Source organism: Micromonospora sp. NPDC049580 (assembly GCF_040675595.1).
In the GTDB taxonomy this organism is placed as follows: Bacteria; Actinomycetota; Actinomycetes; order Mycobacteriales; family Micromonosporaceae; genus Micromonospora.
In genome coordinates this window covers 1-10,466 of sequence record NZ_JBFAPG010000200.1, presented here as the reverse complement: position 1 = coordinate 10,466, position 10,466 = coordinate 1, and the positions used below count along the sequence as shown (strand labels likewise).

Sequence of the window (10,466 nt, the reverse complement as noted above, 5' to 3'; positions counted from 1 at the left end):
GCCACGCAGACCCCGGGCCGGACAGCGGCGTACTCATTACTTGATCTGGCCGGAGATGGTCTTGCCGGCGGCGGTGATGGTGCTGGTCGGGTCGGCCCCGCCGATGACGGCGGCCTCGGCCTTGCCGAACGGGTCCCAGATGGCGGCCATCGCCGGGATCGCCGGGAGCACCTGGCCGTTCTTGCCGGCCTCCTGGAACTTCGCCAGATCCGGGTCACTGCCCTTGACCTGGTCGAGGGCGGCGGTCAGCGCCGGCGGCCGGGGCTCGGCGTTGTAGAGCGCGACGGCCAGCTCGGGAGTGGTGGTGTAGTTGGCGACGAACTCCTGGGCCAGTGCCTTGTTCTTGCCCTTGGCGGCGACGTAGAACGCCTGCACACCCACGAACGGCTGGGCTTCCTTACCGCCGGCGAAGCCGGGGATGGCGGAGATGTCGTACTTGACGTTGGCCTTCTTGACGTCGGCGATCGCCCACGGCCCGGAGACCAGGTACGCGCACTTCTTACCGGTGAAGGTGGCGATCGAGTTGGTGTCCGCGATGGAGCGCTTGAGCACGCCCTCGCCCTTCTCGCCCAGCGCGCTGATCTTCTTGAACGCCTCGATCGACGCGGGCTTGCCCACGCCCAGGTCCTTCGGGTCGTAGTCCCCGTTGGCTCCGGTGCCGAAGAGGTAGCCGCCGGCCGAGCTGTAGAGCGGGTAGATGTGGTACGCGTCGCCGTTCTGGCCGACCTGGAGGCAGAGCGTCTCGGTGGCCTTCTTCGACGCCTTGAGCTGCTTGCCCGTGGCGACCAGGTCCTCGATGGTCTTCGGCGCCTCGGGGGCCAGCTCGGTGTTGCGGATCAGCGCCAGGTTCTCCTGCGCGTACGGCACACCGTAGAGCTGACCGTTGAAGGTGACCGCCTTGATGGCGGTCGCGTTGAACGCGCTCTTCTGCTCGGCGGCGAGCTGCACGGGGTCGATGGCGCCGTTCTGCACCAGGTTGCCGATCCAGTCGTGCGCGCCGACCACCACGTCGGGGCCGCTGCCCTGCTGCGAGGCGGTGACGAAGTTGGTCTGCAGGTCCTTGCTGACGGCCTGGACCTCGACGGTGACGCCGTTCTCCTGGCCGAACTTCTCGGCGAACGGCTTGAGGGCAGCGGTGCGCTTGTCGTCCGCCCAGATCACCAGTTTGCCGCCGGCCGCCTTGGGGGATTCCTTCGCGGCCGGCTTGTCGCTGTCGCCACCACAGCCGGAGGCGGCGAGCGCCAGGGCGAAGAGGGCGACCACACCCGCGGTACGGATGCGCATCGGTACTCCTGTCGTCATGGCGGATCCGCCGGGGGAAGGACGGTCCGCCAGTGGGAAAACTGAAAGTTTTTGCCAACCGGCGCAGCGATGCTGCGCCGCTGCTCGCGTATGTTGCGGGGACGTTAGCAAGAGGTTGCAGATAATGGAAGGGCTTGCAGAGAGCCCCGCAAGAACTTGCCGGTGGGCTAAAGTGCCGCCATGCGCGCTCGACTGTCCGACATCGCCCAGCAGGCCGAAGTCAGCGAGGCCACGGTGTCGCGGGTGCTCAACGACCGCCCCGGCGTGGCCCCGGAGACCCGACAGGCCGTCCTCACCGCCCTCGACGTCCTGGGCTACGAGCGACCGGCACGACTGCGCAAGCGCAGCGCCGGCCTGGTCGGCCTGGTGGTGCCCGAGTTGGACAACCCGATCTTCCCGGCGTTCGCGCAGGTCATCGAGTCGACGCTGGCGCAGAGCGGGTTCACCCCGGTGCTCTGCACCCAGACCGCCGGCGGCGTGACCGAGGACGAATACGTGGAGATGCTGCTGGACCGGCAGGTCTCCGGGATCGTCTTCGTCTCCGGCCTGCACGCCGACACCGCCGCCAACCACGACCGCTACCGGGCGCTGATCGCCCGGCCGCTGCCGGTCGTGATGATCAACGGGTACGTCCCCGGCATCGGCGCCCCCTTCGTCTCCTGTGACGACCGGGAGGCCGCCGACCTGGCCGTGGCCCACCTCGTCGCGCTCGGGCACCGGCGGATCGGCCTGATCACCGGCCCGGACCGGTTCGTGCCGGTGCAGCGCAAGGTGGCCGGCTGGCGGGCGGCGATGACCCGCCTGGCCGGCGTCGCCGAGGCCGACCTCGGCCCGCTGGCCGAGCTGACACTGTTCGGTGTGGAGGGTGGCGAGGCGGCGGCCGGCCGGCTGCTCGACCGGGGCGTCACCGGCCTGGTCTGCGGCTCCGACCTGATGGCGCTCGGTGCGGTGCGGGCGGCCCGGCAACGCGGTCTGACCGTTCCGGGCGACCTCTCCGTGGTCGGCTACGACGACTCACCGCTGATGGCTTTCACCGACCCGCCGCTGACCACGGTGCGGCAGCCCGTCATCGCCATGGCGGTGGCGGCGGTCCGGGCCCTGGTGGACGAGATCAACGGACACGGCGCCCCGCACTCGGAGTACCTGTTCCGCCCCGAGTTGGTCGCGCGGGGCTCGACCGCGGTCGCCCCGGCCGCCGTGCGGTTTCCTTACGCAAGATCTGCTTGACTCTTGCAGAGGCGGGCGGCATATTGCTCAGACAGCCGCGCCCGAGCCTGAGACAGACGGGGAAACATCACCAATGACCGTCAGCACCATCACCCCGCCCCGCACCGACGACGACTGGTGGCGCTCGGCGGTCGTCTACCAGGTCTACGTGCGCAGCTTCGCCGACAGCAACGGTGACGGCGTCGGCGACCTCGCGGGCATCCGGGAGCGGCTGCCGTACCTGCGCGACCTCGGGGTGGACGCGCTCTGGCTGACCCCCTTCTACACCTCCCCGATGATCGACGGCGGATACGACGTCGCCGACTACCGCGACGTCGACCCCCTGTTCGGCACCCTCGCCGACTTCGACGCGATGATCAGCGACGCGCACGCCCTCGGCCTGCGGATCATCGTCGACCTGGTGCCCAACCACACCTCCAGCGCGCACCGCTGGTTCGTCGACGCCCTCGCCGCCGGCCCCGGCTCGCCCGAGCGGGCCCGCTACCTCTTCGCCGACGGCCGGGGCGAGCACGGTGACCTGCCCCCCAACGACTGGGAGAGCATCTTCGGCGGCCCGGCCTGGACCCGGATCGCCGACGGCCAGTGGTACCTGCACCTGTTCGACCCGGCCCAGCCGGACCTGAACTGGCGGCACCCCGAGGTCCGCGCCGAGTTCGAGGACGTCCTGCGGTTCTGGCTCGACCGGGGCGTGGACGGCTTCCGCGTCGACGTGGCCCACGGCATGATCAAGGCCGAGGGTCTGCCGGACGTCGGCTTCAGCACGGCGACGACCGGGCAGCGCCAGGTCGACCTGCTCGGCAAGGCCCGCCTGCCCTACTTCGACCAGGACGAGGTGCACGAGATCTACCGCGCGTGGCGACCCATCCTGGACAGCTACCCCGGCGGTCGGATGGCGGTCGCCGAGGCGTGGGCCGAGACGCCGCAGCGGCTGGCCCGCTACATCGGCCCGGACGAGCTGCACCAGGCGTTCAGCTTCGACTTCCTCGACGCCACCTGGTCGGCCGACTCGTTCCGCAAGGTGATCGACACCGCCCTCGCCGAGGCGACAGTGGTCGGCGCGCCCACCACCTGGGTGCTGTCCAACCACGACAAGCAGCGGCACGTCACCCGCTACGGCGACGGCGCCGAAGGGCTGCGCCGGGCGCGCGCCGCCAGCCTGCTGATGCTCGCCCTCCCCGGCAGCGCCTACCTCTACCAGGGCGAGGAGTTGGGCCTGCCCGAGGTTCTCGACCTTCCCGACGAGCTGCGCCAGGACCCGGCGTTCCTGCGGACCGGCGAGAGTCGCGACGGCTGCCGCGTGCCGATTCCGTGGAGCGGTCAGCTGGCGCCGTACGGCTTCGGGCCAGCCGGCAGCGAGCTGAGCTGGCTGCCCGCCCCGACGACCTGGGACGCCCTGTCGGTCGCCGCGCAGGCCGGTACGCCCGACTCGACGCTGGAGCTGTATCGGGCCGCCCTGCGTATTCGTCACGAACACCCGGCGCTGGCCGTCGACGCCGGCGAGGTCACCTGGTTGCAGGCCGAACCGGGCGTGCTGGCCTTCTCCCGCACCGCGGGCACCACCGCGCTGACCTGCGTCGTCAACCTCAGCGGAGCGCCCGTGGCCCTCGACGGGTACGGCGAGCTCATCGTCGCGAGCGCGCCGCTCACCGATCGCCTGCTGCCCGTCGACGCGGCCGCCTGGTTGGAACGGCGCTGAGCGGGTAAGCCCAACTCGACCTGGTCGTCCGTCGTGCCCCGCGCCAACGGGCGACTGGGCTACCGGCCCCTTGTGGTGGGGGGTGAGGTGCACCGGCGTCACGCGGAGTCCACTCCGCGCGGCGCCGGTGTCCGTGTGTGACAGGTGGTGTGCCCCGGTGCACGGCACGTCGACTCGGCCAGACCGAGAACGAACGGTTCACCGTGCTCGCCGACCCCGAGGGCAACGAGTTCTGCGTGCTGGACGGGCCGCCGACCCGCTGAGCGGTCGCGTCACTTCGCGGTGAGCAGCGCCGCGATCCGGGTGAAGCCGGCGCGCACCTCGGCCTCGTCCGGCGGCTCGGCGGGCTCACCGTGGCCCGCCTCGTCGGCCGCCGCGTCCAACTCCTCGTCGATCACGTCCTCGAAGTCCCCGTACAGGTCCGCCCCCTCGACCTGCCGGGCCTCGTCCTCCGCGGCCACCTGCGCGGCGGCGATCTCGCTGCGGATCTCGTCGGCCGACAGCGCCGGCAGCAGCGGCTCGACCACGGCCATCAACTGCTCATCGGCCACCACCGCCTCGGCCAACGCCAACGCGTGCGGCCGTTCGTACGGCCCGCAGACCACCGGCTCCCACTCGTCGAGGTCGCCCAGCGGCCCGAAGGTGATGATCCACGGCAGGCCGAGCATCGGCGAGTCGGCCGGCAGGTCCAGTGTCATGAGTGCGCCCACGGGCTCATCATGGTCCGCGAACGCGAGCATCGGTGCCGTTCTGTTCAGTTACCGCCCGTCCGGCGCCCGATCGGCCATTCAGCGGCCCGGCGCTATACCGCCGCGAATCAACGCGCGTACAGGGTGAGCGCGAAGTTCTCGTCGGAATTGTGGTTGGCGTTCAGTTCGTACTCAGAGGTCCGCCGGAGCTGATAGGTCGGAGCGGAGAAGTCCACGCCGACCAGCCAGTTGAGCACCGCCTTGCGTTCCTCCGCCTTGAGCACCGGACCGATGCAGCCCTCGACCAGCGACTGCAACAACGGCCGCTGCACGGCACCACCCAGCTTGACCATGCAGAGGACCTGGGCCACCTCGTTCGTGCGGTCCTTCGAGGGCTGACCGACCGCGGCCGACAACTGGCCCTGCTTACCGGGCAGGGTCACCCGGATGATGTGCAGCGCGCCGTCCACCGTGACCGGGACGCGCCACCGCTCGGCCCAAGCGTCCGTGACCTTGCTCGGTGTCATGCCGGGGAACGCCGCCATCGGTCCGGAAGGAGTGACGGCGGGTGAGCTGTTCACGTCCTCCCCCGGGTTGCCTCTGGTGCCCTGCGAGGCGGCGGGAAGCGCTCGGGTACGCACAGCCGCAACATCGGTCAATATTGCGCATTCATTGACATCTCTGGAGCCGGTAGCCCTCGGCAACACAAGCGATAACCACGGGGGAACGTTGATCGACCTGCAGGGGCTCAGTCGTGCCGGGTGGCGTCGACGGCGGCGCGGACGAGAGCGACAGCACGGTCCGGGGGTACGCCCAGCCGCCGGGCCTCGGCGGCGTACTCGACGGCGGCCCGGTGCAGCCGGTCGACGGCGTCGTCGCGGCCGGGTGCGACGAAGGTGCCGTTGCGCCCCCGGGTCTCCAACAGCCCCGCCACCTCCAGTTCCCGGTACGCCCGCGCCACCGTGTTCGCGGCCAGCCGCAGGTCGGCGGCGAGCTGCCGGACGGTGGGCAGTCGGCTGCCCACCGGCAACCGGCCGTCGCCGATCAGCTCGGCGAGCTGCACCCGCACCTGCTCGTACGGGGGCACCGGCGAGTCGGGATCGACCGTGATCAGCACGTCAGGCACCTCCGCCATCAGCCCGCACCGCCCGGCGCACCGGGATCGGTGTCCTCGTCGAGATCCACCGGCGGGGCTCCCTCCGCCAGATCCACCACCCGCCCGCTCGTACTGGTCGCGAGCAACGCCGCCCCGAACAGCACCAGTTGGTTGAGCAGGTAGAGGTAGAGCAGCAGACCGACCGCGCCGGCCACCACCGTGTACGCCGGGTTGCGCTCGGTGCGCACCACGTAGTACCGCCCGACGGTGTTGAGCAGCGTGATGCCGATCGCCACCAGCAGCACCACCGGGCGCAGCCGGGACCGGCTCATCCGCAGCCGGGGCACCGCGAGCAGCAGCGCGGTGGCGAGCACAGCGTTGACCAGCACGCTGAGTACCGCGCTGACCGTGGTCAGCCCGACCGACCCGGTGCTGCGCAGCAGGAAGCGCAGCAGCGACTCCAACGCGTCCACCGCCGCCACCGAGAGGCCGAGCAGCACGAAGACGCCGATCATCACCCCCAGGTCGACCAGCCGCCGGACCACGAGGTTGCCGGGCTGCTGGTTGAGCGCGTACATGAGGCGCTGAGAGGAGCGGATCGCCTCCACCCAGCCGATCCCGGTGAAGACCAGGATGACCAGGCCGACCACGCCGACCGTGCCGCTGGAGTTGGCGATCTGCTGCGCGTCCAGGAACGGCAGGTTCTCCTTCAGGAACCTGGCCGCCGCCGCGGAGACCTCGTCGTTGTCCTCCAGGATCGCGCCGAAAATGGAGTACGCGACCAGAGCCAGCGCGAAGACAGCGAAGAAGCCGTAGTAGGCGATCGCCGCGGCGAGCCGCCCGGCCAACACCTCGGCGTAGAGCGCCCCGGCACGCCACACGTGGTCGAACAGGCTCGACCGGCTGCGCGCGGCACCCACCCAGCGGTCGATGCCCGCCTCGATACGGCCGATCACGTTCACGCGATCATCCTCGCCGATCTTTCACTGCCGCCGTCGCAACCGGCGCAAGAGTGCTCGCCGCCCGGCGGGTCGCCGACCGTCAGTCGCCGAGGCGGAAGTCCCGGCGGGGCTGCCACCGGGCCTGCCCGCTGTGCGAGAAGAGGGTGAACCCGTCGACCTCGAACATCGCGGAGAAGTCGGCCAGATCCTCGTACACCTTGTCCAACGCCTCGCCAGGGACGTCCTGCGCCACGGTGACGTGCGGATGGTACGGGAAGCGGGTCTGGCGGTGCAGGCCCGGCGCGGCCGCGATCGCGGCGGCCAGCAGTTCGCATTCGCTGATCCCGGCGGCCACCGCGACGAACACCACCTGCGTCACGGGCCGGAACGTGCCGGTGCCCCGCAGGTGCAGCGTGAACGGCAGATGCGCGGCGGCCACAGCGGCAAGGTGCCGCTCGACGCCCGGCAGGACGGCGGTCGGGATCTCGGTCGGACCGAGCAGCGTCACGTGTGCCGGCACCGCGAGGGGATCGCCCGCCTCGACCCGGCGCCGGGTGAGCTGGGCCCCCCACGGCTCCGGGATGTCCACCGCTATGCCGATCTGGACGGTGTCGCCGGACGGCGGCACCCCGCCACTGCGATCCACGCTCCGTGCCGCCACGTCGGCCACCGACCCGCCCACCCGTCCCGCAGCGCTATTCGCCGCGCACCGGCGGGAAGAAGCCGACCCGCTCGTACGCGGACCGCAGGGTCGCGCCGGCCACCGACCGGGCCTTCTCCGCACCGGCGGCGAGCAGCTTGTCCAGCTGCGCCGGGTCGTCGAGGTAGGTGCGCGTGCGCTCCTGGATGGGGCGGACGAACTCCGCCACGACCTCGGCCAGCTCCTTCTTGAGGTCTCCGTAGCCGCGGCCGGCGAACGCTGCCACCAGCTCGTCGATGCCACGCCCGCTGAGCGCCGAGTAGATGGTCAGCAGGTTGGACACGCCCGGCTTGGTCTCGGCGTCGAAGACGATCTCCCGACCGGTGTCGGTCACCGCGGAGCGGATCTTCTTGGCCGACCGGGCCGGATCGTCCAGCAGGTCGATGATGCCGGCCGGCGAGGACGACGACTTGGACATCTTCGCCGTCGGGTCCTGCAGGTCGGTGATCTTCGCGGTGTCCTTGACGATGTGCGGCGCGGGCACCGTGAACGTCGCGCCGAACAGCGAGTTGAACCGCTGGGCCAGGTCGCGGGAGAGCTCCAGGTGCTGACGCTGGTCCTCGCCGACCGGGACCGCGTTGGCCTGGTAGAGCAGGATGTCGGCGGCCTGCAGGACCGGGTAGGTGAAGAGCCCGACGCTGGCCCGCTCGTTGCCCTGCTTCTGGGACTTGTCCTTGAACTGGGTCATCCGGCTGGCCTCGCCGAAGCCGGTGATGCAGCCGAGCACCCAGGCCAGCTGCGGATGCTCAGGCACCTGCGACTGCACGAACAGGGTGCTGCGCTCCGGGTCGAGGCCGACCGCGAAGAGCTGGGCGGCCGCCACCCTGGTCCGCTGGCGCAGCAGCGCCGGATCGTGACCCGCGGTGATGGCGTGCAGGTCCACCACGCAGTAGAACGCGTCGTGGGTGTCCTGCAGGGCCACCCAGTGCCGCACGGCTCCCAGGTAGTTGCCGAGGTGGAACGAGTCGGCCGTCGGCTGGATGCCGGAGAAGACGCGGGGTCGCTCGGAAACGTCGGGCATGGCGATAATTCTGTCAGCAAGCAGGCGGGGCCGTCATGACGGGCCGGCGCGTCGGCCATGGCCGGCCGGTGTCGGGGCGCTGACCTCGCGTGGCACGCCCACGCGCCGCTGCTCCGGCACGCGGAGCGCCGACACCGCGAGTCGGGCGACCCGACGTCCGTCCAGGGCCAGCACCCGCAGCAGCCAACCGTCCGCCGGGTCCACCGGATCGGGACCGCCGTCGTCGGGCGGCTCGGCGGGTACGGGCACCTCGTCCCCGGGCAGTGGCAGCCGGCCCAGCACGGCCATCACGTACCCGCCGACCGTCTCGTACGGCCCGGCGGGCAGCGCCACGCCGGTCCGCTCGGCGAAGTCGGCGAGGTTGAGCCGGCCGTCGACCACCGCCGGCAGGCCGGCGTGCGGCGGGTCGGGGGTCGTGTCGTACTCGTCGTGGATCTCCCCGACGAGCTCCTCGATCAGATCCTCCAGGGTAACGATCCCGGCGGTTCCGCCGTACTCGTCGATCACCACCGCCAGGTGGTGACCCTCCCGGCGCATCTCGGTCAGCGCGGCCAGGACCGGCTTGCTGCCGGGCACCTGCTTGACCTCACGGGTCAGCTCACCGACGGTGACGCACGGGTCGGCGTCCGGACGCAGCAGCACGTCCCGCAGGTGCACGAACCCGACCACGTCGTCCTGGGTGCCATCGGTCACCGGGTAACGGGTGTGCGTCTCGGCCCGCACCAGCCGGGCGGCCTCGGCGATGGTCAGCCGGGCCGGCAGGAAGACCACCTCGGTGCGGGGCATCATCACCTCGCGGACGAGACGCGCGCCGGCCACCAGCACCTCGTCGATGATCCGCCGCTCGTCCGGGTCGAGCACCGTGTTCACCGCGAGCAGGTCCCGTAGCTCGGCCTCGGAGATGCGTTCCCGCCCGGCCGCCGGGCCGGCCCCGAGCAGGTCGGTGACGAGGCGGGTGGCGCCGTCGGCGGCGCGGACCAGGATCCGGGCGACGGCTCGGGCGAGCGGGCCGGGGTCGCGGCGGGGCTTCCCCCGCACGCGTCGCCGGAGCCCGGAACGGGCCGCTTCCCGCATGACAGAGATGGTAGACACCGGGTGCCCGCCGTACCGGCGATCGCGCGGAGTCATCGGCGATGTGCGGCTCTGTTTAAACGTGAGAGATTATGATGGAATGGGTTGGCGGCGTGGTCGACTCCGGTCTCATCCGCCGCCGTAGGGTGATCACCAAAGGCCACGTCCCGGCGGGCCAGGCAGGAGGCAACGACGTGAAACTGCTCGTCACCGGGGGCGCCGGGTTCATCGGCAGCGTGGTGACCCGGATGCTGCTCGACGCGGGCCACCAGGTCGTCGTCCTGGACGACCTGCGCACCGGTCACCGCGAGGCGCTCGCTCCGGACGCGACCCACGTCGAGGCGTCCATTCACGACGCCGCCCAGATCCTCACCCCCGACGCCGGCTTCGACGGGGTGCTGCACTTCGCCGCCCTCATCGCCGCCGGCGAGTCGATGGTGAAGCCGGAGCTGTACTGGCAGACCAACACCGTCGGCTCGCTCGCCCTGATCAACGCCGTCCGCGCCGCCGGGGTGCCCCGGATGGTCTTCTCCTCCACCGCCGCCGTCTACGGCAACCCCACCGAGCTGCCGATCACGGAGACCGCGGTCAAGGCGCCCACCAACACGTACGGCGCCACCAAGCTCGCCGTCGACATGGCGCTCACCTCCGAGGCCATCGCGCACGGGTTGGCCGCCGTCTCGCTGCGCTACTTCAACGTCGCCGGCGCGCACCTCGCCGGCG

12 protein-coding genes are annotated in these 10,466 nt (G+C 71.2%); 4 read left to right on the top strand and 8 right to left on the bottom strand.

Annotation, left to right across the window (positions count from 1 at the left end):
* Positions 1 to 36: 36 nt before the first annotated feature.
* Positions 37 to 1,284 (bottom strand): maltose ABC transporter substrate-binding protein, encoded by a 1,248-nt coding sequence (locus AB0J68_RS17635; protein WP_354860491.1) that lies wholly within the window; start codon positions 1,282 to 1,284, stop codon positions 37 to 39.
* A gap of 198 nt (positions 1,285 to 1,482) precedes the next feature.
* On the opposite strand from AB0J68_RS17635, the gene AB0J68_RS17630 reads away from it, so the two are divergent.
* The 3 genes from AB0J68_RS17630 to AB0J68_RS17620 all read left to right on the top strand — a co-directional run bounded on the left by AB0J68_RS17630 (position 1,483) and on the right by AB0J68_RS17620 (position 4,488).
* Complete coding sequence (locus AB0J68_RS17630; protein ID WP_354860493.1) at positions 1,483 to 2,529, top strand: LacI family DNA-binding transcriptional regulator; 1,047 nt, start codon at positions 1,483 to 1,485, stop codon at positions 2,527 to 2,529.
* Between the two features lie 73 nt (positions 2,530 to 2,602).
* The gene (locus tag AB0J68_RS17625) at positions 2,603 to 4,225 is read left to right on the top strand and encodes a glycoside hydrolase family 13 protein (protein ID WP_363939403.1); all 1,623 of its coding nucleotides are present in this window, start codon (positions 2,603 to 2,605) and stop codon (positions 4,223 to 4,225) included.
* A 137-nt stretch (positions 4,226 to 4,362) separates the two neighbouring features.
* Positions 4,363 to 4,488: a VOC family protein gene (locus tag AB0J68_RS17620; protein ID WP_354860496.1), complete on the top strand. Its 126-nt coding sequence runs from the start codon at positions 4,363 to 4,365 to the stop codon at positions 4,486 to 4,488.
* Between the two features lie 9 nt (positions 4,489 to 4,497).
* On the opposite strand, the gene AB0J68_RS17615 is transcribed toward AB0J68_RS17620, so the two are convergent.
* From AB0J68_RS17615 to AB0J68_RS17585, 7 genes are all read right to left on the bottom strand, one after another.
* Entirely contained in the window at positions 4,498 to 4,935 is a 438-nt protein-coding gene (locus tag AB0J68_RS17615) for a hypothetical protein (protein ID WP_354860498.1), read from the bottom strand.
* A gap of 107 nt (positions 4,936 to 5,042) precedes the next feature.
* Positions 5,043 to 5,555, bottom strand: coding sequence for a hypothetical protein (locus tag AB0J68_RS17610; protein ID WP_354860499.1), 513 nt, complete (start codon positions 5,553 to 5,555; stop codon positions 5,043 to 5,045).
* A 107-nt stretch (positions 5,556 to 5,662) separates the two neighbouring features.
* Positions 5,663 to 6,049, bottom strand: coding sequence for a GntR family transcriptional regulator (locus AB0J68_RS17605; RefSeq protein WP_354860500.1), 387 nt, complete (start codon positions 6,047 to 6,049; stop codon positions 5,663 to 5,665).
* A complete protein-coding gene (locus AB0J68_RS17600; RefSeq protein ID WP_354860502.1) occupies positions 6,049 to 6,972 on the bottom strand; it encodes a YhjD/YihY/BrkB family envelope integrity protein in 924 nt (307 codons plus the stop codon). Before AB0J68_RS17600 ends, AB0J68_RS17605 begins: the two co-directional genes overlap by 1 nt.
* 79 nt (positions 6,973 to 7,051) lie before the next feature.
* A complete protein-coding gene (locus AB0J68_RS17595; protein ID WP_354860503.1) occupies positions 7,052 to 7,621 on the bottom strand; it encodes a 2'-5' RNA ligase family protein in 570 nt (189 codons plus the stop codon).
* A gap of 25 nt (positions 7,622 to 7,646) precedes the next feature.
* The gene (trpS, locus tag AB0J68_RS17590) at positions 7,647 to 8,672 is read right to left on the bottom strand and encodes a tryptophan--tRNA ligase (RefSeq protein ID WP_354860505.1); all 1,026 of its coding nucleotides are present in this window, start codon (positions 8,670 to 8,672) and stop codon (positions 7,647 to 7,649) included.
* A gap of 33 nt (positions 8,673 to 8,705) precedes the next feature.
* Positions 8,706 to 9,746 carry a hemolysin family protein gene (locus AB0J68_RS17585; RefSeq protein ID WP_355068434.1) on the bottom strand — a complete coding sequence of 347 codons (1,041 nt, stop codon included), beginning with the start codon at positions 9,744 to 9,746 and terminating at the stop codon, positions 8,706 to 8,708.
* A 191-nt stretch (positions 9,747 to 9,937) separates the two neighbouring features.
* On the opposite strand from AB0J68_RS17585, the gene AB0J68_RS17580 reads away from it, so the two are divergent.
* The coding region (locus tag AB0J68_RS17580; protein WP_363939398.1) for an NAD-dependent epimerase/dehydratase family protein at positions 9,938 to 10,466 on the top strand (529 nt) is incomplete at its 3' end.

Bases quoted from the DNA above. Each gene is read 5' to 3' on its own strand.
- AB0J68_RS17585 (WP_355068434.1), bottom strand. From the start codon at position 9,746: ATGCGGGAAGCGGCCCGTTCCGGGCTCCGGCGACGCGTGCGGGGGAAG.
- AB0J68_RS17625 (WP_363939403.1), top strand. From the start codon at position 2,603: ATGACCGTCAGCACCATCACCCCGCCCCGCACCGACGACGACTGGTGG.
- AB0J68_RS17605 (WP_354860500.1), bottom strand. From the start codon at position 6,049: ATGGCGGAGGTGCCTGACGTGCTGATCACGGTCGATCCCGACTCGCCG.
- AB0J68_RS17630 (WP_354860493.1), top strand. From the start codon at position 1,483: ATGCGCGCTCGACTGTCCGACATCGCCCAGCAGGCCGAAGTCAGCGAG.
- trpS (WP_354860505.1), bottom strand. From the start codon at position 8,672: ATGCCCGACGTTTCCGAGCGACCCCGCGTCTTCTCCGGCATCCAGCCG.
- AB0J68_RS17635 (WP_354860491.1), bottom strand. From the start codon at position 1,284: ATGCGCATCCGTACCGCGGGTGTGGTCGCCCTCTTCGCCCTGGCGCTC.